The 24,033-nt window shown below is 38.3% G+C and carries 26 protein-coding genes and 2 pseudogenes; 27 read left to right on the forward strand and 1 reads right to left on the reverse strand.

Going from position 1 to position 24,033, the window contains the following annotated elements:
• Positions 1-79: 79 nt before the first annotated feature.
• On the reverse strand, positions 80-1,285 hold the full coding sequence (locus ACMZ6U_RS01715) for a mechanosensitive ion channel (RefSeq protein ID WP_416105937.1): 1,206 nt from the start codon (positions 1,283-1,285) through the stop codon (positions 80-82).
• Between the two features lie 200 nt (positions 1,286-1,485).
• Here ACMZ6U_RS01715 and ybeY point away from each other — a divergent pair, with 200 nt between their 5' ends.
• The 27 genes and pseudogenes from ybeY to ACMZ6U_RS01850 all read left to right on the forward strand — a co-directional run bounded on the left by ybeY (position 1,486) and on the right by ACMZ6U_RS01850 (position 23,779).
• A complete protein-coding gene (gene ybeY / locus ACMZ6U_RS01720) occupies positions 1,486-1,983 on the forward strand; it encodes an rRNA maturation RNase YbeY (protein WP_104967427.1) in 498 nt (165 codons plus the stop codon).
• A complete protein-coding gene (locus ACMZ6U_RS01725) occupies positions 1,964-2,365 on the forward strand; it encodes a diacylglycerol kinase family protein (RefSeq protein WP_416105938.1) in 402 nt (133 codons plus the stop codon). The genes ybeY and ACMZ6U_RS01725 overlap by 20 nt, the downstream gene beginning before the upstream one ends.
• 65 nt (positions 2,366-2,430) lie before the next feature.
• Positions 2,431-3,330 carry a GTPase Era gene (era, locus tag ACMZ6U_RS01730; protein ID WP_416105939.1) on the forward strand — a complete coding sequence of 300 codons (900 nt, stop codon included), beginning with the start codon at positions 2,431-2,433 and terminating at the stop codon, positions 3,328-3,330.
• A gap of 138 nt (positions 3,331-3,468) precedes the next feature.
• Positions 3,469-3,945 (forward strand): annotated as a pseudogene (locus ACMZ6U_RS01735) (NUDIX hydrolase).
• A 12-nt stretch (positions 3,946-3,957) separates the two neighbouring features.
• Entirely contained in the window at positions 3,958-4,434 is a 477-nt protein-coding gene (locus ACMZ6U_RS01740) for an NUDIX hydrolase (protein WP_416105940.1), read from the forward strand.
• Positions 4,435-4,443: 9 nt separating this feature from the next.
• Positions 4,444-4,917, forward strand: coding sequence for an 8-oxo-dGTP diphosphatase (locus ACMZ6U_RS01745; RefSeq protein WP_416105941.1), 474 nt, complete (start codon positions 4,444-4,446; stop codon positions 4,915-4,917).
• 20 nt (positions 4,918-4,937) lie between these two features.
• Positions 4,938-5,348, forward strand: a complete 411-nt coding sequence (locus tag ACMZ6U_RS01750) for a YidH family protein (protein ID WP_416105942.1) — start codon at positions 4,938-4,940, stop codon at positions 5,346-5,348.
• A 263-nt stretch (positions 5,349-5,611) separates the two neighbouring features.
• Positions 5,612-6,442, forward strand: a complete 831-nt coding sequence (gene mutM, locus ACMZ6U_RS01755; RefSeq protein WP_416105943.1) for a DNA-formamidopyrimidine glycosylase — start codon at positions 5,612-5,614, stop codon at positions 6,440-6,442.
• A complete protein-coding gene (gene coaE, locus ACMZ6U_RS01760) occupies positions 6,439-7,041 on the forward strand; it encodes a dephospho-CoA kinase (protein ID WP_416105944.1) in 603 nt (200 codons plus the stop codon). The genes mutM and coaE overlap by 4 nt, the downstream gene beginning before the upstream one ends.
• A 148-nt stretch (positions 7,042-7,189) precedes the next feature.
• A complete protein-coding gene (locus ACMZ6U_RS01765; RefSeq protein WP_416105945.1) occupies positions 7,190-7,621 on the forward strand; it encodes a YczE/YyaS/YitT family protein in 432 nt (143 codons plus the stop codon).
• 119 nt (positions 7,622-7,740) lie between these two features.
• Entirely contained in the window at positions 7,741-9,216 is a 1,476-nt protein-coding gene (locus ACMZ6U_RS01770; RefSeq protein ID WP_416105946.1) for a helicase HerA-like domain-containing protein, read from the forward strand.
• 20 nt (positions 9,217-9,236) lie between these two features.
• Positions 9,237-9,620, forward strand: a pseudogene (locus ACMZ6U_RS01775) (MFS transporter); the annotation flags it as partial.
• A complete protein-coding gene (gene rpmG / locus ACMZ6U_RS01780; protein ID WP_104967439.1) occupies positions 9,621-9,767 on the forward strand; it encodes a 50S ribosomal protein L33 in 147 nt (48 codons plus the stop codon). It begins immediately after the preceding pseudogene.
• 44 nt (positions 9,768-9,811) lie between these two features.
• Positions 9,812-10,048, forward strand: a complete 237-nt coding sequence (secG, locus tag ACMZ6U_RS01785; RefSeq protein WP_104967440.1) for a preprotein translocase subunit SecG — start codon at positions 9,812-9,814, stop codon at positions 10,046-10,048.
• A gap of 80 nt (positions 10,049-10,128) precedes the next feature.
• Positions 10,129-12,492, forward strand: a complete 2,364-nt coding sequence (rnr, locus tag ACMZ6U_RS01790; protein WP_416105947.1) for a ribonuclease R — start codon at positions 10,129-10,131, stop codon at positions 12,490-12,492.
• A gap of 9 nt (positions 12,493-12,501) precedes the next feature.
• Positions 12,502-12,972 carry an SsrA-binding protein SmpB gene (smpB, locus tag ACMZ6U_RS01795; protein ID WP_104967442.1) on the forward strand — a complete coding sequence of 157 codons (471 nt, stop codon included), beginning with the start codon at positions 12,502-12,504 and terminating at the stop codon, positions 12,970-12,972.
• 145 nt (positions 12,973-13,117) lie between these two features.
• Positions 13,118-13,393 (forward strand): hypothetical protein, encoded by a 276-nt coding sequence (locus ACMZ6U_RS01800; protein WP_416105948.1) that lies wholly within the window; start codon positions 13,118-13,120, stop codon positions 13,391-13,393.
• Positions 13,394-13,429: 36 nt separating this feature from the next.
• Positions 13,430-13,735, forward strand: coding sequence for a tetratricopeptide repeat protein (locus ACMZ6U_RS01805; protein ID WP_416105959.1), 306 nt, complete (start codon positions 13,430-13,432; stop codon positions 13,733-13,735).
• Positions 13,736-13,889: 154 nt separating this feature from the next.
• Positions 13,890-15,242, forward strand: a complete 1,353-nt coding sequence (locus ACMZ6U_RS01810; RefSeq protein ID WP_416105949.1) for a 6-phospho-beta-glucosidase — start codon at positions 13,890-13,892, stop codon at positions 15,240-15,242.
• The gene (locus ACMZ6U_RS01815) at positions 15,235-16,644 is read left to right on the forward strand and encodes a glycoside hydrolase family 1 protein (RefSeq protein ID WP_416105950.1); all 1,410 of its coding nucleotides are present in this window, start codon (positions 15,235-15,237) and stop codon (positions 16,642-16,644) included. The genes ACMZ6U_RS01810 and ACMZ6U_RS01815 overlap by 8 nt, the downstream gene beginning before the upstream one ends.
• 1 nt (position 16,645) lies before the next feature.
• A complete protein-coding gene (locus ACMZ6U_RS01820) occupies positions 16,646-17,746 on the forward strand; it encodes a DUF871 domain-containing protein (RefSeq protein WP_416105951.1) in 1,101 nt (366 codons plus the stop codon).
• A 95-nt stretch (positions 17,747-17,841) separates the two neighbouring features.
• Positions 17,842-19,833 carry a BglG family transcription antiterminator gene (locus ACMZ6U_RS01825; RefSeq protein ID WP_416105952.1) on the forward strand — a complete coding sequence of 664 codons (1,992 nt, stop codon included), beginning with the start codon at positions 17,842-17,844 and terminating at the stop codon, positions 19,831-19,833.
• Positions 19,834-19,845: 12 nt separating this feature from the next.
• A complete protein-coding gene (locus tag ACMZ6U_RS01830; protein ID WP_416105953.1) occupies positions 19,846-20,157 on the forward strand; it encodes a PTS sugar transporter subunit IIB in 312 nt (103 codons plus the stop codon).
• Between the two features lie 2 nt (positions 20,158-20,159).
• Positions 20,160-20,483 (forward strand): PTS lactose/cellobiose transporter subunit IIA, encoded by a 324-nt coding sequence (locus tag ACMZ6U_RS01835; RefSeq protein WP_416105954.1) that lies wholly within the window; start codon positions 20,160-20,162, stop codon positions 20,481-20,483.
• 4 nt (positions 20,484-20,487) lie between these two features.
• Positions 20,488-20,928, forward strand: coding sequence for a DUF3284 domain-containing protein (locus ACMZ6U_RS01840; protein ID WP_416105955.1), 441 nt, complete (start codon positions 20,488-20,490; stop codon positions 20,926-20,928).
• A 15-nt stretch (positions 20,929-20,943) separates the two neighbouring features.
• Entirely contained in the window at positions 20,944-22,374 is a 1,431-nt protein-coding gene (locus tag ACMZ6U_RS01845; protein ID WP_416105956.1) for a glycoside hydrolase family 1 protein, read from the forward strand.
• Positions 22,375-22,405: 31 nt separating this feature from the next.
• Positions 22,406-23,779 (forward strand): PTS sugar transporter subunit IIC, encoded by a 1,374-nt coding sequence (locus tag ACMZ6U_RS01850; protein ID WP_416105957.1) that lies wholly within the window; start codon positions 22,406-22,408, stop codon positions 23,777-23,779.
• Positions 23,780-24,033: the final 254 nt, after the last annotated feature.

Here is a 24,033-nt window from a genome sequence, read left to right on the forward strand (position 1 = left end):
GACTCTCTGATGATTCGGAGAGTCTTTTTCTTGTGTAAAAAAGCACCTCGCTTTGAGATGCTTTTGATGTTTTTAGACCTTATTTCTTGTTAAGGAAGTTTTCTAATTTCTCAAGTTGACGAGCTGCGAAGTCTTTACCACCAAGACCAAAGGCAAGGGCGAAAGCAACAGCAACAGCACCAAGAATGGTAGTGAATGTTGTTTGAACAATGGTTTGAGCGATGTTTAATTGATCAAGTGCCATAAAAATAGCAAGGGCGATCAAACCGTAACGAACAACTTCTCCAAGAGCTTTACTGCTTGTAGATTTAGCAATGAACCCAGCAAGAACGTTACCAAGAACGATAGCAAGACCAAGGATTGCTAGTGAACTAATCACAGCAGGAAGGTAAGCGATCACTGCAAGACCGATGGTGTTAAGAACAGAGAGGTTGAGTGTTGCAAGTGCTTGTACAAAGAAGAAAACTAAGATAATAGCACTAACGATGTTAGCAAGGACAGCTGAAATTTGGTATTCAGCTTGACCTTTAATGCTGAGGTATTGTGAGTATTTATCGATACCTGATGCTTTAAGAACTTTTTCAAGCAAGTTGCTAAGCAATTTAGCAATGAAACCACCGATTGCCAAAAGAACAACAGCAACCAAGATGTTTGGAATGAAGCTAATCACTTGATCAAGCAAGCCAACGATTGGTTCTGATAATGATTTAATTCCAAGCGTTTCAAGAGCAAGTGTTAGGATTGGGATGAAGAGAAGAACGTAAACGATTGATGCAAGAACATCAGCGATTTTCACTTCATTTACTTTAGCTTGATCCACATCTTGATCGAAGAGTTTGCTTATCCATTTTTCAAATGGCAATTTCACCAAGAGGCTGCTAACAAGGTTCTTAACGAATTTGCAAAGGAAAACACCTACGAAAAGGATAAGACCAGCTGCTACAGCATTTGGTAAGAAACCAAAGAATTTAGCAAACATGTTTGAGATTGGATCAACCACACTCGATACTCCAAGACCAGAAAGGATAGCTGGTAGGAAGAATACGATGACTAAGAAGTAGGCAAATTGACCGAATCCCTTAATGAGAGCTTTCTCGTCTTGTGTTGGTTTTACCAATCCCCATTTTGATAATTTAGCGACAGGAGCTAATTCTGTAAGACCTTTGATGACCAACTTTTTAACAATAGCAGCTACGATAAGGGCTACGAGGATTAAAACGATGATGCGAATGGCACCTGGAAGAGCTCCAAAGATAGATTCTGTGAATCTAGATAATGTATCCATAATGATACCTCCTAAAAATATTTCCAAAACTAGCATATCATGATACTCTATAATTCACAAAGGAAATGATTTCATTATCAAAGTATCTATAGACGGATAGAGAGCTTCCCTAGGATTTATGGTATAATGATAAGACTATAAGAATTTGAAAGAAAGGATAAAGTCGCACTTTAGATGAAGTGATGATTAGTATCTAACATATGTATGTAGAGATGATTGACGAGACGGGACAAGTCTCCGAAGAGATCAAGAAGCAAACACTTGATTTGCTTGAATTTGCGGCTGAAAAAACTGGGAAAGCTGACAAGGAAATGGCTGTTACTTTTGTGACTAACGAACGTAGCCATGAATTAAATTTGGAGTATCGTGACACGGATCGCCCAACAGACGTTATCAGCTTGGAATATAAACCAGAAAATCCTATCATTTTTGATGAGGAGGATTTGGCAGAAAATCCTGAGTTAGCTGAGATGATGGAAGAGTTTGATGCCTATATTGGTGAGCTTTTTATTTCCATCGATAAGGCGCGTGAGCAAGCTGAGGAGTATGGGCATTCTTTTGAGCGTGAAATGGGATTCTTGGCCGTTCATGGATTCCTTCATATCAACGGTTATGACCATTACACACCAGAAGAAGAAGCAGAGATGTTTGGACTACAGGAAGAGATTTTAAGTGCCTATGGACTCACAAGACAATAAGCAAAAAAAATGGAAAAACCGAACCCTAACAGCTAGCATGGAGTTTGCTATAACTGGGGTAGTCAACGCTTATAAGGAAGAGCGCAATATGCGTAAGCACATGATTTCGGCTCTTCTAGCGATTATAGCAGGGCTTGTTTTTCAAATTTCAGCCCTAGAGTGGTTGTTTTTACTCCTAAGTATCTTTTTGGTGATTTCTTTTGAAATTATCAATTCAGCCATCGAAAATGTCGTGGACTTGGCGAGTGATTACCACTTCTCCATGTTGGCAAAAAATGCTAAAGACATGGCTGCGGGAGCAGTTTTGATGATTTCGGTCTATGCCTTAATAACCGGTTTAATCATCTTTGTTCCAAAGATGTGGAACTTGGTTTTTGGATAAAATATAGAATTGCGTTTGATAGTTGACTATCAGACAGTTACTGAATAAAAGAAAGAAAAGAATTTATGTCATATAAAAGTGGATTTGTGGCGATTTTAGGTCGTCCAAACGTTGGAAAATCAACCTTTTTGAATTATGTCATGGGGCAAAAAATTGCCATCATGAGTGATAAGGCGCAAACAACGCGCAATAAAATCATGGGCATCTACACTACAGATACTGAACAAATCGTCTTTATCGATACGCCAGGGATTCACAAACCTAAGACAGCCTTGGGAGATTTCATGGTAGAATCTGCCTACAGTACCCTTCGTGAAGTGGAAACGGTCCTCTTTATGGTGCCAGCAGATGAGGCGCGTGGTAAGGGTGATGATATGATTATCGAGCGCCTAAAAGCGGCTAAAGTTCCTGTCATCTTGGTCATCAATAAGATTGATAAGGTGAATCCTGATCAGCTCTTGGCACAGATTGATGATTTTAAAGACCAAATGGACTTTAAAGAAATCGTTCCGATCTCAGCGACACAAGGGAATAATGTTAATCGTCTGATGGAAATCCTTAAAGATAATCTTGAGGAAGGTTTCCAATATTTCCCAGAAGATCAAATTACAGATCACCCAGAGCGTTTCTTGGTTTCAGAAATGATCCGCGAAAAAGTTCTTCATTTAACCCAACAAGAAGTTCCGCACTCTATCGCCGTGGTTGTTGATTCCATGAAACGTGATGAAGAAACGGATAAGGTTCATATCCGCGCAACCATCATGGTTGAACGTGATAGCCAAAAAGGGATTGTTATCGGCAAACAAGGTGCCATGCTCAAGAAAATAGGAACCATGGCTCGCCGAGACATTGAACTCATGCTAGGAGACAAGGTCTTCCTGGAAACTTGGGTCAAGGTCAAGAAAAACTGGCGTGATAAAAAACTAGACCTGGCCGACTTTGGCTATAATGAGAAGGAGTATTAAAAATGTCTGGGAGATGTTTTTAACCCGAGCCTGAAAATTAAGAAGCGAGGTCGGGGAAGTGACCTCAATAGCCCGCCGACCTTGAAATAAAAAAACTGTAGCACATCGTTTTACGAGATATTCTTGAAAGGATTCAATATGTCACAAGATTATATTTCCTACATCCGCTCAAAAGTTGGACATGACAAGGTGATTATCAACTTTGCTGGGGGCATTTTGGCAAATTAGGACGGAAAAGTTCTTCTCCAGCTGAGGGGTGACAAGAAGACTTGGGCAATTCCGGGTGGTTCCATGGAATTGGGTGAATCCTCTCTTGAATCAGCTGTTCGTGAGTTTTATGAGGAAACAGGAATTGAAGTCCAAGCTAAGCGTTTGTTGAATGTCTATACAAAGTTTGACGAGGTCTATCCAAACGGTGATCAAGTCCAAACAGTTGTTTTCATTTATGAACTGACAGCGACAGAGATTGGAGATATCAGTGATTTTCATAATGAAGAAACGCTGAAAGTAGCCTTTTTTACAAAAGAAGAAATTGACCAACTAAAGAGTGTTTCTGATAAGCATCGCTTGATGTTAAAAGAATATTTTGAAAATGACTTTAAATTAGGACGATAAAGGAGTGCTGAAATGCCGCTAGATTATGTTTCCTATATCCGGTCCAAAGTGGGCCAGGATAAGATTTTTCTAAATTTTGCTGCAGGTATTTTGTGTGATGAAGATGGCAGAGTTCTCCTGCAATTAAGGGGAGATAGTCAGAATTGGGGTGTTATTGGTGGCATCATGGAATTGGGCGAAAGTTCGGCAGATACTGTGGTTCGTGAATTTTTTGAAGAAACAGGCATTGTTGTCGAACCGGTCAAACTGTTAAATGTTTACACAAACTTCGAAACAGTGTTTCCAAATGGTGATGCAGCTCAAACAGTTGGTGTTTTATACCAAGTAAGGGCGAGCAAATCATATTCCATTGATCACTTTGCCAATGAGGAGACCCTTCAATTAGCTTTCTTTTCGGCAGACGAGATTGCAAATTTAGACCTATTCAGCTCGCAACAAAAGGTGATGCTAGAAGAGTATTTTTCAGGACAATTCCAAGTAGGACGATAAAGGAGACCTATGCCACGTAGTGAAGATGTGATTTTAACCAATATGTGTCTGGTTGAGAACAAGGACGATAATTGTGTCGTTCAAATCAGAGACCCCAAACGTTATGATTGGTATGGAGCTGTATTTCCGGGTGGTCATATTGAAAAAGGTGAAAGCCTACACGATGCTGTCGTTCGTGAAGTTTTAGAAGAGACTGGTTTAACCATTTCAAATCCTGAGCTAGTTGGCGTTAAACACTTTCAAACGAGGGGAGACAAGATTAGATACTTGGTCTTCTTATATCGAACATCTGATTTTTCAGGGACGCTGACTTCTTCAGAAGAAGGGGAAGTTAAGTGGGTGTCTCGCCAGGACTTGTTGGCAGGCAAAATTGACTTAGCAGATTCTATGGACGAGTTGTTTCCTGTTTTCTTCGACCAGACGTCGTCTGAACTCTTTTCTGAACGGAATGATAATGATGATTTAGTAAGGAAGTATTTTTAAGAGTTTAAAAGGGAGCAAAAATGGATAAATCAAACCAAACTATCAAGCAATCCTATAGTGACGAGCTCGCTGAAAGAAGAACAGCTCTCGCACAAAATCGTTCATTTTTAGCAACTGAAAGAACATTTGCAGCCTGGATTCGAACAGGCTTTTCTTTAGCAGGTATTGGCATTTCGTTTGCTTCATTTTTGCAAGGGGTGACTAGTGAGCTTGTCGCTAATAGCATTGGAATTATGCTAGATTTGTTAGGGATGCTAATCTTTGTTTATGCATGGATAGAGTACAAAATGAGCTATCATTTTATTAAAAATACTTATGATGAGGCAACTATTCCTAGACAGCAATTTCGTCTTAATTTTATCTATGGAACAGTTTTAATAACTGTTCTTTTGCTAATCAGTATTTTGGGATTAATTATTATAGTTTTTTAATCTTGTATTGAACAAAACCAGCGAGTTTAATTGAACTCGCCTACGACACTGTGAAAAAAGATCATACTTCCTAGATGCTTGAGGCATCGTCGTCAGTATTCCTATTGCTAATAAATATTAAATTGAGAAAGGAAAGAGTATTGTAAGTTGACCTGAACCCGAGCGAAAAGCTCGGAAATTAGATAGAACTCCTTGTGTGCTGACACACTTCGGTCGTTCTCCTAAATTTCAGTCGCTTTTTTGTCGCTCTTGGTATCGTAATTATGCCTGAACTTCCTGAGGTTGAGACGGTTCGTCGTGGTTTAGAGAAATATGTGGTTGGAAAGTCCATCCAAGACATTCGCTTTGCTTTTGCTAAGATTGCGGTGATGGGGGTAGATTCTTTTTCTCCACTGATTGATGGTCAGATGACTATTCAAGCCATGCGCCGTCGTGGAAAATATTTGATTTTTGATTTTGGTCATTTGTTGCTCATTTCCCATTTGCGGATGGAGGGCAAATATCTCATGTTTGAGAATCAAGAGAGTGTTCCTGAGAATAAGCATTTTCATGTTTTTTTTACTTTTACAGATCAGTCTGTCTTGGTTTATCAAGATGTGCGTAAGTTTGGGACTATGGAGATACTTTTTCCGTTGCAAGAAGAAGCCTACTTCAACGCTAAGAAATTAGGTCCTGAGCCAACCAAGAAAACCTTTAAATACGCTCCTTTCGAGCGAGCTCTGCTATCGTCTCCTAAAAAAATCAAACCCTATCTTTTGGAACAAATCCTGGTAGCAGGCTTGGGAAATATCTATGTGGATGAGGTGCTCTGGGCAGCCAAGGTGCATCCATTGCGGATCAGCTCTGGTCTCAAAAAAGCTGAAATCAAACGTCTGCATGATGAAACGATTCGTATCTTGCAGTTAGGTATTGAAAAGGGTGGGTCAACGATTCGGACCTATCGCAATGCTTTGGGCGAAGATGGAACCATGCAGCAGTTTTTAAATGTCTATGGCATGACAGGTCAACCTTGTACGCGTTGTGGAACTGCAATTGTTAAAATTCAAGTAGGAGGAAGGGGCAGTCACTATTGTCCCAAGTGCCAAAAACTATGACTAAGACCATTGGAATGACTGGCGGTATTGCTTCAGGCAAGTCGACGGTGACAAATTATTTACGCCAAAAAGGCTTCCAAGTCATTGATGCGGACGCTGTCGTCCATGAGCTTCAAGCGAAGGGAGGCAAACTCTATGATATCTTAGTAGATTTTTATGGGAATAAAATCCTAGCTCCTGATGGCGACATTGATAGAAAAGCTCTGTCTGAGCAATTTTTCTCGGATGATACTATTCGTGCTCAGGTGTCAGCTCTGCAGAATACTATTATTCGGCAGGAACTGCTGGCGAGGCGAGATGATTTATTACAAGAACATGAGGTGGTTTTCATGGATATTCCGCTCTTGTTTGAATTGGATTATCAAAGCCAGCTCGACCAAGTCTGGCTTGTTTACCTTGATCCCGCGCAGCAGTTGAACCGTCTCATGAAGCGAAATAGCTATTCAGAAGAACAGGCTCGAAAACGCATAGCAGCGCAGCTTTCTTTAGACGAAAAAAGGAACTTGGCTGATCGGATAATCGATAATAGTGGTGATTTGTCCATGACTTATGAGCAGGTAGATGATTTGTTAGAGGAGCTGTGTCATGTCGAAAAGTAAGGTGATTCCGCTCATGCCGTGGACGGCAGAGGGTTTCTGGGATTTTAATCCTAAATCTTTGGTGGTTTTAGTGATTGGTCTGGTAGTATTCGGATGAGGAGAAGCTTGACTGGTTCTGGCAAATCTGGGCTCAACACCCTGGACAGTATTGTCGCAAGGCTTATCACAACAATTACAGATTCCCTTAGGGTTTATGACCTTTATCATTTCTGGTCTAGCGCTTTTATCATGGATTCCGATTAGGATTAAACCGGGAATTGGGACTGTTCTGAATATGATTATTATTGCTTGGGTATTAGGCATGGTTGCCGAGACGGTTGATGGTCCAGAATCTTTGTTGGGTCGTGTGACTTTGACCTTTATAGGAATCTTTTTGGTAGGGTTAGCCTCAGCCATCTATCTGACTTGTCATATGGGTGCTGGGCCTCGTGATGGTCTCATGGTTGGTTTTTGCCAATTGACTGGCTGGCGTGTGTCGGTTGTTAGAACTGGGATTGAAGTAACTGTTAGCCTCTTAGGTTGGTTAGTTGGTGGCACCTTGGGCATCGGTAACGTGCTATTTGCTATTGGTGTTGGTTGAGCTATGCAGTTTTCTTTAACACTTCTTTTGACATTTTTCGGGGAGACAAAGGCCTAAGCTGTCAGCCATTGTGTTACAATAAAGATAATGAGATTCCAAAGAACTATAGGAGAAAAAAGATGACAGAAATTCAAGTTGGTGTTGGCAAAGAACCGATTATGATGCAGTTGAACATGCTAAATCGTCATGGGCTTATTGTAGGTGCAACAGGTACTGGTAAAACAGTAACCTTGAAAGTTCTAGCTGAACAGTTGACTTTAGCTGGTGTTCCAGTCTTTTTAGCAGATATTAAGGGTGATTTGACGAATATTGCTAAAGAGGGAGCTTTAACAGATAAGCTCAGTCAACGGTTGGAAAAAATTGGTTATAAGGATTTTGAACCACAAGCTTTTCCAGTACGTCTTTGGGATGTTTTAGGGCAAGCTGGACACCCAGTTAGAGCAACCATCAGCGAAATGGGTCCTTTGATGTTGTCGCGCCTTTTAGGTCTCAATGAAACGCAAGAAGGTATTTTAAATATTGTCTTTAAGATTGCGGATGAAAAAGGCTGGCTCTTAATTGATTTAAAAGATTTGCAGGCTATTTTAAAAGAAGTCTATGACCATGCCAGCGATTATTCAGCGATTTATGGTAATGTTGCCAAACAATCAGTTGCGGCTATTCAGCGGGGGCTTTTGGTTTTAGAACAAGAAGGTGGGGAGGTCTTTTTTGGTGAGCCGGCTTTGGAGTTGACAGACTTTATCGTGACTGATGATAAAGGACAAGGGATTGTCAATATCCTCAATGCAACCAAACTCTTTCAGTCTCCAACCCTCTATGCGACCTTTCTCATGTGGATGTTGGCTGAACTCTATGAAACCTTGCCAGAAGTGGGTGATTTAGACAAGCCTAAGTTTGTTTTCTTCTTTGATGAAGCGCATCTCTTGTTCAAAGATGCCCCTAAAGCATTCGTGGAAAAAGTCGAACAAATGGTCCGTTTGATTCGCTCAAAAGGTGTGGGAATTTTCTTTATCACGCAAAATCCTTTGGACTTGCCAGAAAGTATCTTAGCTCAGCTGGGTAATCGTGTGCAGCACGCTCTTCGTGCTTACACGCCTAAGGAAATCAAGGCAGTTAAAACGGCGGCAGATACCTTTAGACAAAATCCTGACATTGACACTGCGGAAGCTATTACTAGTCTTGAAGTCGGGGAAGCACTGATCTCCTTCTTGACTCCGGATGCTCAACCAGCGGTCGTGGAACGAGGGTTTATCATTCCACCAAAATCCAGTTTTGATGTCTTATCAGCCATGGAAATACAGGTGTTGATAAATCAATCGGATCTGTATGATAAGTACACAGAAGCTGTTGATCGTGAATCTGCTTACGAAATCTTAGCTGCTAAAGTGGCAGACGAGGCTGCTCAAAAAGCTGCTGAAGACAAGAAAAAAGCTGATGAGAAGGCAGCTAAGGAAGCTGAGAAGGAAGAAAGACGCAGAGCACGTAAGCCCAAATCAGAATTTGAGAAAGCGCGTGATACCTTTGTCAATTCAGCCATCCGAACCGTCAGCCGTGAACTGGTTCGAGGTATCTTGGGAAGTCTAAGAAAACGGTAATGGTTTTTATCCTGTCATCTCTCGGTGATAGGATTAGGAATCACCGCCTGATTTTGATGGGATTGCTCTATTGTTCCATTATCTATCTCTTTCTAGCTAGGTCTGAAACCAGTTTAGAACTTGGTATTTGGCGCTTTCTCTTTGGCTTTGGGACAGGTGCTCTTATGCCTAGTGTTAATGCTTTATTGACTCGTTTGACGCCTAAGGAAGGGATTTCTCGAATCTTTGCCTATAATCAGATGTTTACTAATTTTGGCCAGGTTATCGATCCATTCGTTGGTTCTACAGTGACAGCTGGTATGGGTTACTGTTCGGTTTTTTATGTAACCAGTGCTATTGTCTTTTTCAATTTTATTTGGAGTCTTATTAACTTCAGAAAATATCTGACAACAAAGGAAATTTAAGTGCGCGTTAAGATTAATTTAAAATGCAGTGAATGCGGAAGCAAGAATTATTTGACCAGTAAAAATAAGGTTACTCACCCAGACAAAATTCAGGTTCCTAAATATTGTCCTAAGGAACGTAAAGTAACCTTACACCTTGAATCTTAAGGGAATATATGGTACTATTTTAGGGACGGTATTGGAGGAAACAGATGTATAATTTGCTATTAACAGCACTCTTGGTGATTTCGGTTGTATTAGTGATTGCCATTTTTATGCAACCACAAAAAAATCCAGGCAGCAATGTATTTGATAGTGGTGGGTCTGAAGCCCTTTTTGAACGTTCTAAAGCGCGTGGTTTTGAAGCTTTTATGCAACGTTTTACAGGGATTCTCGTCTTCTTTTGGCTATTAATTGCATTTTTACTGGTAGTATTATCAAGTCGTTAAGACAATAGTGGACCGTGGCAAGATGTCAGGTCCTTTTTAAATCGTTCCTAGAGGAACATGTAAAGTTGAACAAGGAAACTATGAAAGAACAGATTTTAAATTATTTAAAGGAGCATGGGAAGTCAAATATTAATGACTTGGCAGCTAGCTTGGATATGGCTGGTGCTAAAAAATTCCCTCTCTTGATTAAAGAAATTTCCAAGATGGAAAGTAAGCGAGAGTTACGTTTTAATGATGACGGTATGTTGTCGCTGCGTAAACCACAAGAAAAGAAAGAGCAAATCACTATCCAGGGGATTTTTCGTGCTAACAAGGCAGGTTTTGGCTTTCTTTTTGTCGATGACAATGAAGAGGACATGTTTATTGGTCGTAATGATGTCGGCCATGCTATTGATGGTGACACAGTTGAAGTGGTCATCAAAAAACCAGCTGATCGTCTCAAAGGAACAGCGGCAGAAGCGCGTGTGGTTAGGATTGTTGATCACGCTTTAAAAACAGTTGTTGGTAAATTTATTTTGGATGATGAAAAGCCAAAATACGCTGGTTATATCAAATCCAAAAACCAAAAAATTCAACAAAAAATCTATGTCAAAAAAGAACCAGTTGTCCTGGATGGTACTGAAATCATCAAGGTCGATATTGATAAGTATCCCGTTCGAGGACATGATTATTTTGTTGGTCATGTCCGTGATATTGTTGGTCATCAGGGTGATGTTGGGATTGATGTTCTTGAGGTCTTGGAATCTATGGATATCGTCTCAGAATTTCCAGAAGATGTTCTGGCAGAAGCTAATGCAGTGCCAGAAGCGCCAACTGCTAAGGACTTGATGGGGCGTGTGGACCTTCGTAAGGAAATCACTTTTACGATTGACGGAGCTGATGCTAAGGACTTGGATGATGCGGTTCATATCAAACGTTTGGACAATGGTAACTTTGAGCTTGGTGTACACATCGCAGATGTTTCTTACTATGTGACAGAAGGATCTGCTCTTAACCGCGAAGCTGTTGCGCGTGGTACTTCAGTTTATGTCACTGACCGTGTGGTGCCAATGTTGCCAGAGCGTCTGTCTAATGGTATCTGTTCCTTGAACCCAAATGTTGACCGTTTGACCCAGTCTGCGATTATGGAAATTAACCCCAAAGGCAAAGTGGTTGATTACCAAATCTGTCAATCAGTCATCAACACAACCTACCGTATGACATATAGTGATGTCAACGAGATGCTTGAGGGCAATCAGGAGCTTCTGTACCAGTACGAGGCTATTGTGGATTCAGTACAGGATATGGCAGCTCTTCACAAAATTTTAGAGGACATGCGTACTCGTCGTGGAGCGCTTAATTTTGACACGTCAGAAGCTAAAATCATTGTCAATGATAAAGGAATGCCTGTAGATATTGTTGTGCGTGAGCGCGGGGTTGCAGAGCGTATGATTGAGTCCTTTATGCTAGCGGCTAATGAATGTGTTGCGGAACATTTTTCAAAAAATGACCTGCCATTTATCTATCGTATTCACGAAGAGCCTAAGGTTGAAAAATTACAGAAATTTATTGATTATGCTAGTGTTTTTGGAGTAAAAATCCAAGGGACAGCGTCAAAAATTACCCAATCTGCCTTACAGGATTTTATGGCTAAGATAGAAGGGCAACCTGGTTCAGAAGTCCTTAGCATGATGTTGTTGCGTTCTATGCAGCAGGCACGCTATTCAGAGCATAATCACGGTCATTACGGTTTGGCTGCTGAGTATTACACACACTTTACCAGCCCTATCCGCCGTTACCCTGACCTCTTGGTACATCGCATGATTCGTGAGTACTCTAAGGGTGCCACAGCTGAAAAGCAAGACCATTTCGCAACTGTGGTTCCAGAATTGGCCTCCTCATCCTCACAATTGGAACGTCGCGCCATTGATGCCGAGCGCGTGGTAGAAGCCATGAAGAAGGCTGAGTATATGGAAGAGCATGTGGGCGAAGAGTTCGATGGTGTGGTAGCTTCTGTGGTCAAATTCGGCCTCTTTGTAGAGTTGCCAAATACCATTGAAGGGTTGATACATGTGACGACTCTACCTGAGTTCTATAACTACAACGAGCGAACCATGTCTCTTCAAGGGGAAAAATCAGGTAAAGTCTTTAAGGTTGGTCAACCCATCCGTATCAAATTGACGCGTGCGGATAAGGAAACAGGCGATATTGATTTTGAATACTTGCCAAGTGATTATGATGTGATTGAAAAGGTTGCTAAATCAGACCGAAAAGAGCGAGGAAGAGGTCGCCGCTCAGATAAGGAACGTGGTAAATCAGATGATAAGTCAGGTAAAGGTTCTTACCGTGGTGATAAATCCAAATCTGGTAACAAGCGCAGTCAATCTAACAAAGGGAAAAAAGACAAGCAACCTTTTTATAAGAAAGCGGCTAAAAAGTCGCAAGGATCTAAAAAACGTAAATAGGAGGATTCCATGCCAAAAGGTACAGACTCCAATGTCTTAGCACAAAATAAGAAGGCGAGACACGATTACACCATCGTTGATACGGTCGAAGCAGGTATTGTTTTGACAGGAACAGAGATCAAGTCCGTTCGTGCAGCTAGAATTCAACTCAAAGATGGCTTTGCCCAAATCAAAAATGGTGAAGCCTGGCTGGTAAATGTCCATATTGCTCCTTTTGAACAGGGAAATATCTGGAACCAAGACCCAGAACGCACCCGAAAACTCTTGCTAAAAAAACGCGAAATCGACCGTCTTGCAAATGAGTTAAAAGGAAGCGGGATGACCTTGGTTCCTCTCAAGGTTTACCTCAAAAATGGCTTTGCTAAAGTCCTCATTGGTCTCGCTAAAGGAAAACACGACTACGACAAGCGCGAAAGCATCAAGCGCCGTGAGCAAGATCGTGACATCAAACGTGTTATGAAAAGTATGAATCAGAGGTAATGTCGCCTTTATTTTCCTTTTCTAAGAAGAGGTAATACTCGAAGAAAATCAAAATCTGACTAGAAAAAGCGTCGTAGCTAGAACTAAAGTTAATCAAGGTAAACTTGACAATATCAGATTTTGATTTTCAAATGAGTATAATTTTATGACTGATAACATTGATAAAGCCTGGGAGTATTTTCTAAAAGATAACTTACAGGTCGCTTGGGATTTAGTATCGGATGATTTTCAGTTGGAGACTTGTAGTGATTTTTCACTCTTAAATCTCATGCTTTATCTCAATTTGGCTGAAAATCCAAAGGAATCCTTAGCCATCTGTCAGAGATACATTACTTTGGCTAAAAGTCAGAAGGATTTGGAAAATGAGCATATTGGCTTACATCAACTAGCTATGGTTTATCGGGAATTTGGGCAATATTAATTAGCCTTAGCAAAAATTGAAGCTGAGCATGCCATTATTGTTGCTTATTTCTCAGAAGACCAACTAAAACTATCTGTTAACAACTATGAACAAGGTTTTCTAAGGTTTAAACTTAAGCGATATGATGATGCTATTGGTTACTTAAAGATGAGCTTAGAGCAAGCTCAAAAGACAGATGATTTGATTGCCCAAGCTTGTGCTTATAGAGGATTAGGTGAGACTTATCTCGCAATGGAAACCCAAGATTTAGCCAAAATTCATTTGACAACGGCACTAGCTCTTTTTGTGGAAGCAGGAGATGATCTTGGTGCAGAAGAGGTGAAGCTGCTCATACAAGAATGATACTTAACAAAACCACTTTGGAATCTTTTTAAGGATTCTAGAGTGGTTTTTATTTTCCTTAGTGATAAGGAAAAATTCCTTTTTCCCTTCTCTTTTTTTTCTGCTTTATTTTCGATATACTAAAAAGAAAGCGTATACATATCGAGAGGAAGATATGAGTATAAAGATAGTTACTATTGGTGGAGGTTCAAGTTATACACCAGAATTAGTGGAAGGTATGATTCTTCGACAGAAAGATATTAACATTACCGAATGGTGGTTTGTAGATGTTCCGGAAGGAAAAGAAAAATTAGAAATTGTTGTTGGATTAGCTAGAAGAATGGTAAAAAAAGCTGGGTTAGACTGGGATGTTAGAGCTACTCTAGATCGAAAAGAGGCATTGAAAGATGCTGATTTTGTTACCTCACAGTTTCGGGTTGGAGGATTGGATGCTCGCTATTTGGACGAGTCAATTCCTTTATCACATGGTATTCTTGGACAAGAGACTAACGGTGCAGGAGGCATTTTTAAAGCTTTTCGAACTATAGAAGCCTATAAGCCTATTATCGAAGATATGCGAAAGCTTTGTCCTAATGCTTGGTTGATTAATTTTACTAATCCAGCTGGTATGGTTACAGAAGCGTTAATTAATCATTTAGGATGGTCAAAAACAATTGGGCTGTGCAATATCCCAATTGGACAACATAAGGCTGCAGCTGAAAAACTTAATTTGAGAGATGAAGAAATTACGTTGAGACATGTCGGTTTGAACCATTTTCACTTTCATGAAGTTTGGGATAAGGATGGGAATAATCGAACAGATGAATTAATTGAGCGATTTTATGGAGAACTGCAAGAAGATCATAGAGAAGTGGTTAAAAACATCACTGATTTAGATTTTCCAATGGAATTTTTAAGGTCTATTCGCATGCTTCCATGCGATTATCATCGGTATTATTTTATTCAAGATGAGATGCTTGAAGATGCTATTAAGGAGTACCAAAAAGGTCATGTTCGTGCAGCTGTTGTTAAGAAAGTTGAAGGGGAACTTTTTCAACTTTATCAAGATCCTACCCTTAAAGATAAGCCTAAACAGTTAGAACAACGTGGAGGTGCTTATTATAGCGATATTGCTTGTCAAATTATTGTTGCTATCATCAACGATAGTCATGAAGAATTAACAGTTTCTACGTTAAATAGAGGTGTTATCCCATTCTTACCAGAGAATTGTGTCGTTGAAGTATCATCGCTAATTACCTCCCAAGGAGCAATTCCCTTGTCAACACCAGAGGTACCCACAATATTAAAAGGGTATCTTCAATTGATGAAAGAAATGGAGCTAGTGACCGTAGAAGCAGCTATGACAGGCGATTATCAAGTAGCCTTACAAGCTTTCATGATTAATCCACTAATACCGCATGGTCATGAGACCAAAAATCTATTAAATGAATTATTAATAGCACATGAAAACTATTTACCGCAATTTGCAGATGCCATCGAAAAGATAAAGGAGGATGGGGATGTCTAAGTCTGAAACATGTTATCAATTTCCAGAAGGCTTCTTATGGGGGACTTCGACCTCAGGACCTCAAAGTGAAGGAACCATTTCTGGTGATGGAAAAGGGCTGAATAACTGGGATTATTGGTATAGTATAGCTCCTGAAAAATTTCATGATAGGATTGGTCCAGAGAGGACTTCAAGTTTTTATCAAAATTATAAAGAAGATATAGAACTTTTGAAAGAAACTGGTCAGAATGTTTTTAGGCCTTCAATACAGTGGTCACGGTTGTTTCCAAAAGGAGTTGGAGACATTAATCCTAAAGCGGTTGCATTTTATCGGGATGTCTTTAAAAGAATTAAGGCTATCGGTGTAAAACCTATTGTTAACTTATATCATTTCGATTTACCCTACGCTTTACAAGAAAAAGGTGGTTGGGAAAATAAAGAGATTGTTTTCGCCTATGAGCATTATGCAAAAACTTGTTTTGAACTGTTCGGAGATTTGGTTGATACTTGGATTACATTCAACGAACCAATAGTTCCAGTAGAATGTGGCTATATGAATGATCTCCATTACCCTTGCAAAGTAGATCCCAAAGCAGCAGTAGCAGTTGCCTATCATACGCAACTTGCTAGTAGTTTGGCCGTCAAAGCTTGTCATGAATTAAATAAAAATCATAAAATAAGTATCGTGTTAAATCTAACTCCTGCTTACCCTAGAAGCCATTCTGAAGAAGACTTAAAAGCAGCTCGTATTGCTGAACTTTTTCAGATGAAAAGTTTTTTAGATCCATCGGTTTTAGGAAAATATCCAGAAGAATTGATTGACATTATAAAGAAATATCAGCTAATGCCAGAAGTATTAGATGAGGAATTAGAGATTATTGCTAATAACACAATTGATTTTCTTGGTGTCAATTATTATCAGCCCATGCGTGTTCAAGCACCGAAGCCATTAAGGTCTGATAAAGAATCATTTGATTTTGATACTTATTTTGAAGCTTATGATATGCCAGGAAAAAAGATTAACCCACATAGAGGCTGGGAAATTTATGAGCAGGGAATCTATGATATTGCCATGTTGATAAAAGAACATTATGGGAATATTGAATGGCTGGTAACTGAAAATGGTATGGGTGTTGAAGGTGAAGAAAAATTCATTGAAAATGGTATTATTCAGGATGACTATCGTATAGAATTTATTCAAAATCATTTGATTGAGCTACACAAAGCACTTGAAGTAGGTGCAAATTGTAAGGGGTATATGCTTTGGACCTTTATTGATTGCTGGTCTTGGTTGAATGCTTATAAAAATCGTTATGGATTGGTAGCATTAGATGTCGAAACGCAGGAACGTACTATTAAAAAATCGGGTTATTGGTTTAAAGAGCTAGCTCAAAATAACGGTTTTACAAAAGGGGTGAAGTAAATTGGTAGCATTTGGTTTTTCAATATATCCAGAACACCATGATGTATCAAAAGTCAAAGAATATATGGCATTATTAAAAAAATATGGTGCTGAACGCATTTTTATGAGTCTTTTACAAATTGAAACAGACGATGTTGAAACTTTTGAGAAATATAAGGAAATTATTGACTATGCCAATCAATTAAAGATAAGAGTTATCGCAGATATTAGTCCGATGTTTATTGAGCAGAATGATTGGAACGGCCAACTAGTTGAAAAGGCAAATGAATATGGCCTTGCTGGTATACGACTTGATGAGGCTTTACCGCTTGAAGAAATAGTCGCTCTAACTAAGAATGACTATGACTTAAAGATTGAGCTTAATATGAGTACAGATAAAAAATTACTTACGGAACTGTTGGCTAGTGATGCTAATCTTGATAATATTATTGGTTGTCATAATTTTTATCCCCATGAATTTACTGGTATTTCTATTGAACATTTTAATGGCATGTCACAGTTTTATCATGAAAAGGGAATAGAAACAGCAGCTTTTATCAGTAGTCAAACGGCTGAAGAAGGGCCATGGCCAGTGTCTGAAGGATTACCGACGATTGAAGAATATCGTCATCTTTCTATCTATCAACAAGTGCAATTATTAAAAGCTGCAGGGACTATTGACAATATTTTGATTTCCAATCAGTTTATTTCTGAAGAAGAATTGAAAGAATGTAGAAGTTCTCTAGATTCTGAATGTAAGAGTTTTGAAGTGGAAGTTATAGGCGACATTACGGAAATAGAGCGTCAAATTGTGGCATTTAAGCATCATTATCGAGGAGATGTCTCATCTTATGTTTTGAGATCAACTATTCCTCGAACTATGTATACAAAAGATAGTATTGCTCCCCGAGATAATCAATCGAAGGTTGTGACGCGTGGAAGTATTATTATTGATAATGATCGGTATTCACGTTATAAAGGGGAATTACAGATTGCGTTAAAAGATTTTTCTGTGAGTGATAAGGCCAATATTGTGGGAGCTATTAGTGCTGACTCTCTAAATCTTTTGGATTATTTAAAACCTTGGGAAGATTTCCGGTTAAAGGTCACAAGGAGACAATAATTTTCATTTGTACAAAGGAAAAAGAAAGCATTTTTAATTCTTACTAAATTGTTATAATAAGTTTGTAAGATCTTATCATCTAAAAGGGAGAATGAATGCTATCAAAAATAGAAATTTCTGTTATGGAAATTTTAAGAAGGCAGGGAACTTATATAACGAGTGAAGACATTGGTAATCAGTTATCGTTGAGTGACCGAACAACACGTAAATATTTGAAAAATCTATCAGAACTTATTGAGAATCATGGTGCTACGATACAATCTAAAAGAGGATATGGTTATCGTTTAGTAATTGAAAGTTCATTAGTGTTTGATTCTTTTTGGCAGGAGGAACTCCTAGCAAAAAGGAATTTAAAAGATGCTCTTCAGATTGAAGAGATTACAGATCGTAAGCATTATATATTAAATAGATTAGTTTTTGAGGATGCCAAACAATCAGTTGATGATTTGGCAAAGGAACTCTTTATTAGTAGAACAACGCTAAATGGTGTTTTTTCATCAATCAGAGAGGATTTACGACCTTATAATATATCATTAAAAATAGACAAAAAAGTGATTTCAATTGTGGGTAATGAGACTGAGATTCGTCACTTTATTATGGATTATTTTTTCGGTCATGATATCGAAGAGTCAATGTATTCAATCGTTGAAAATCATTTTATTACAGATATTGACTTCGCTGAGTTGACTATTTTTGTTCTTGATGAGTGTCGCGATGCTAAGCTAAAGTTATCGGACTTTGTCATTCAAAATCTGGTACTGCATATTGCTCTAATGATCCAGCGGATTAGATTGGGATATCAGTTAGCTGTTTTTGATATTTCTTCAGATGTCGAAATGTCTGAAGAATACGATGTCGCTTTAAAAATTTTAAATCAAGTGGAGACGGCTTATAAGGTAATCTTTCCTAAAGAAGAAGCTAATTACATTGCCCTTCATCTTACGGTAAAGAAATCCTCTCATCGGAACTCTATAGGCATATCTAATAATCTAATAGAATACCATCTCAAAGAAAAGTTACACGAAGCTAGTTCAGTATCAGGAATTCCCTTTTATCTAGATAATGATTTGATCAATGGTTTGCTGGCTCATATGAGGCCATTGTTGCAGCGATTAGAAAGCAATATTCAAATGACAAACCCTTTAACTCAAAAAGTAACAGAAGACTATTTTGATATTTTTGAGTTAACGAAAAATACGTTTCAAGATATGAAAGAACTTAAGTCTTACGAAGTGACAGATGATGAATGGGCATATGTTACCTTACATTTAATGGCTGCTATTGAAAGATATACTAATAAAAATAAGCTTAAAGTTTTAGTCGTTTGTGCAACTGGTTATGGCAGTGCCTTGATGTTAAGAAATCGTTTAGAAAAAGAATTTGGTGGTAGCTTACAGATTGTAGATACGATTAGTTACTATGAACTTTCAGAAAAGAGACTTCAATCAATTGATGTTATTATCTCCTCAATTAGTTTGTCCCATCTAATGTTTTTAACGCCGGTTATAAATGTAAGCGTTTTTCTAAATCAAGAAGATATTGCAAATGTAAGAAACTACCTTTCAAATCAGTCCATTAGCCATCTTGGAAATCGGAAAGAGACTTCTCTTTTAGGAATTGAAAAAGCGACACAAATTATTGAAGAGATGTTTTTGGATAAAAAGTTTATCTATTTTGAAGAAAATATATCAAAAGATGAAGCTTTAGCTATGATGGTGAACTGTTTAGATGAAGCTAAGGATTCACAATTTCGTCAGCAATTCATCAAGCAAGTTGAATTGAGAGAGAGTTACGGTTCAGTTGTTTTTGGAGATGCAGTGGCAGTTCCTCATCCAAGCCTGTCACTGTCCTATACAGAACAAATTGTTGTAGGTGTTTTTAAGGAACCCATCAGTTGGTACGAAGAACAAAAAGTTCATTTTGTCTTCCTATTATCGCCATCTAAAGGGAACAACCCTTACTTAAAATATATGTCACCAAGTTTGGTGAGTTTTGTCGAAAATGATGACTTACAAAATCAGTTACTAAAAGAACCAACTATTAATAAAGTAAAAAAAATATTTATCCCATTAATAAGGGAACATTAGGAGGAATTTAAGATGAAAAATATTATGTTAGTTTGTAATGCAGGAATGTCAACCAGTATGTTAGTAACCAAAATGCAAAAAGCAGCAGAAGAGAAAGGTTTTGAGTCGACTATCTGGGCTGTGCCTGTTTCAGAAGCTGATTCTGAAGTAGCTTCAAAAGATATTGATGTCCTATTGCTAGGTCCTCAAGTTAAATTTTTACTGAAAGAATTTAAGGAGAAATTTGAGCCTGATATTAAAGTGGATGCTATTAACATGGTTGATTATGGCACAATGAATGGCGCAAATGTATTAGAGACTGCTATTGTAATGATAGGAGAGTAGTGATGTCAAAACTAACCAATTTGGAAGCGATTATGGGCTTGATTATGTATGGTGGAGAGGCAAAGGGGAAGGCTGTTGAAGCTATACGTGAAGCAAAAAATGGCAATGTTGAAGAAGCTAAAACATTAATTAAAGACGCTTACAATTCTTTGAATGTAGCACACAACTCACAAACAGAATTATTAACCCAAGAAGCATCAGGCAATTCAGTTGAATTATCACTTCTAATGGTTCATGGTCAAGATCATCTCATGACAGCAATTGCTTTTATAGATATGGCAAAGGAAGTGATTGATGTGTATGAAAAAATAAACGAATTGAGTTAGTGTTATGAAGGTAGAGAAAAAAGTTCAGGTATCTGTTAATAAGTTATTTGATGTGGTGACAGCATCTTTAAAAAATGATTATGAACAAAATACCTCTCAACCACTTTTTGATGATATGATCCAACCAGGATTAACTTATTTGAAATCATTTGGAAGAAATCAGCAAAATCAAGTGAAAGTTCTTCTTACTGCATTTGAAAAACCAAGACTGTATGAGGTTGTATTTAGTTCAAATAGGGGTAAACAAAAAGTATCTTATTGTTTTAGTAGCCTTTCTAAGGATGAGTCCACTATCACTTATCAACAGAAAGTTTCAGAGGCAGATTTTTTTCAGAAAGCTAACAACTTTTTACTAAATAAATTATTTAAAAAAAGCATTGAGCGACAAATTGATGCTCAGTTAAACGCGCTCGCTAATCAAGCTAAAAATAGTTTTATAAAGTGATGAGGAGGTCATAAAATGACTCATAATTTGAAACACATTCCTAAGGACTTTCTTTGGGGATCTGCGTCAGCAGCCTATCAAGTAGAGGGAGCTTGGAATGCTGATGGTAAGTCTCCTTCAGTTTGGGACAACTATGTGAAATTACCTGGAACAACCTTTAAAGGAACGACAGGTGATATCGCTGTAGAACATTATAACCGTTATAAGGAAGATGTAGCATTAATGGCTGAAATGGGATTAAAAGCCTATAGATTTTCAATTGCCTGGACAAGAATCCTACCAAATGGGAGAGGAGAAGTTAACGAAGCTGGTATAGCGTTCTATAGCAACTTAATAGATGAACTGCTCAAACATAATATAGAGCCATTGATTACATTGTATCATTGGGATTTGCCTCAGTGTCTAATGGATGAATATGGTGGATGGGAATCTCGTCAAATTATAAGAGATTTTAATGAATATGCTACCGTATTGTTTGAACGATTTGGAGATCGTGTCAAATACTGGATCAGTTTAAATGAGCAAAATATCTTCGTTAGTTTAGGATACCAATTGGCAGTTCATCCACCAGGAGTTAAAGATGATAATCGGATGTATAAGGTGAATCACATTGCTAATTTAGCGAATGCTACAGTTATCAATACGTTCCATCAAATGGTTCCGGATGGAAATATAGGTCCAAGTTTTGCCTATTCTCCAGTTTATTCAAAGGATTCTGATCCTATCAATGTTCTCGCAGCTGAAAAAGCAGAAGATTTACAAGCTCATTTTTGGATGGATGTTTATTTGAAAGGGAGCTATCCAAAATTTGCTTTGGATTATCTTCAGAAATCAGGCATTGACTTAGATATTCAAGATGGAGATATGGCCTTGATAGCATCGGCAAAACCAGATTTTTTAGGGATCAATTATTACCAATCTAATACTATGGCTTTTAATCCAATTGATGGTGTTGGGCAAGGTGAGATGAATACAACAGGTGAAAAGGGAAGTTCTGGTGAATCAGGAATTCCTGGACTGTTTAAACGGATTCAAAATGATTTTGTAGAGCGGACAAATTGGGATTGGGAAATTGATCCAAAAGGATTGGAAATTACCATTCATCGTATTACTAGTCGCTATGACATACCGATATTAATCACTGAAAATGGTCTTGGTGAATATGATAAAGTTGCAGACGATGGTCATATTCATGACGATTACAGGATAGATTATCTAAGTTCACATATCTCTGCTGTTAATGAGGCTATTTCAAATGGTGCAAGAGTATTTGGTTATTGTACTTGGTCCTTTACAGACTTGTTATCTTGGTTGAATGGCTATCAAAAAAGATATGGTTTTGTCTATGTGGATAAATATGAAGTTGAAGAAGGGACACTAGCAAGGACACCGAAGGATAGTTATTATTGGTATAAAGATTTGATTGAGAAACATCAAAATAATTAATATTTGTAAATAAAATTTTAGGAGTGAGCATATGTCTAATTTTTCTGATAAATTCATGGAAATTTCGGGAAAAATTGGATCGCAACGTCATCTTGTTGCGATTCGTGATTCCTTCATTGCAATGATGCCAATTACAATGGCTGGTTCAGTTGCAGTTTTATTAAATGTTTTCTTGAGAGATATTCCAACCAACATGGGTTGGAATGGTTTTGCGGAAGCCATGCAACCTATCATTGATATTAATGGTTATGTTTATTTTGGTACGATTAGTGTTATGGCACTATTCTTTGCCTTCACATTTGGTTATAATCTTTCTGTGATGCACAAAGTAAATCCATTAGCAGGTGGTTTAATTTCTTTTGCGTCCTTTATTGCCACTATTCCACAGAGTATCACTGTTTCCACAGCTTTAGAAAATGTCAGTTCAGATAAGATTGCCATTTTGAAAGAGATTGGGTTGAATGTTGTAACAGCTGGTGGTGCTTCAAGTATCGAGGCGAGTCAGTGGGGAGCAATTGCCTTAAGTTATGCAGGGGCTACTGGGTTATTCACAGCCTTAGTCATCGGCTTCCTATCTACTTTTGTTTATGCTGCATTAACTAAGCGCAATATTACGATTAAATTACCAGAAACAGTTCCACCAGCTGTTAATAAAGCCTTTGCAGCGATTATTCCTGGTACAGCAGCAATCTATGTTTCGGCTATCGTTGCTTATGTGGCCTTCACAGCTACAGGATTAGCATTAGGTGATTTGGTTTCAACTTATATTCAAAAACCATTGATGGGACTTTCACAAGGTATCGGATCAGTTATTTTCTTAACTTTCTTGGTACAACTATTCTGGTTCTTTGGTTTACATGGACATAATGTACTAGCTCCAGTAATGGACGGTATCTACGGTGTAGCACTTAATGAAAATACAGCAGTTTATGAAGCTACTAAGAAAGTCTCTGAATTACCTTGGGATTGGACACGTGGATCATTTGATGCCTATGCCCAAATGGGTGGTTCAGGTGTGACACTTGCTTTATTAATTGCGATTTTCATTTTCTCAAAACGTGAAGAGCACAAGACAATTGCAAAACTATCAGCTCCAATGGGAGTCTTTAATATCAATGAACCTGTTATCTTTGGGATGCCAATTGTCTTAAATCCTACTTTTGTTATTCCTTGGTTAATTGTTCCTCCAGTATGTGCTGCAATTGGCTATATTGCTACCGCTACAGGATTGATTCCACCAGTATTTTTAGCTGTTCCATGGATTACACCTCCAGGTCTTTATGCTTATCTAGCCACAGGTGGTAGTTTCATGGCAGGACTTGTTTCCATTTTTAACTTGTTTGTTGCTTTCTTAATCTGGACGCCATTTGTTATTTCAGCTAATAAAGTTAAACCTGGTAAGTAAGAATGAAAAAAGGTAATGTTTCTTTCTTAATAGCTTTGGGCTTCTTCGTTATTGCGATAAGCCCAACTTTTGGAAATAAGTACTACAATCTAATAACAGGTTTTTCTCTAGTTATGTTAGGTGTTTATTCAATGAAGAAGAAAAATGATAACTAATGTAAAGAAGTGAAATCATCCCATTGATTTCACTTCTTTGATAGTTTGGGGGATGATATTTATGGCGATTATTAGTTTTGATCTAGGTGGTACGGCAGT

The organism is Streptococcus pluranimalium, from assembly GCF_047785745.1.
In the GTDB taxonomy this organism is placed as follows: domain Bacteria; phylum Bacillota; class Bacilli; order Lactobacillales; family Streptococcaceae; genus Streptococcus; species Streptococcus pluranimalium_B.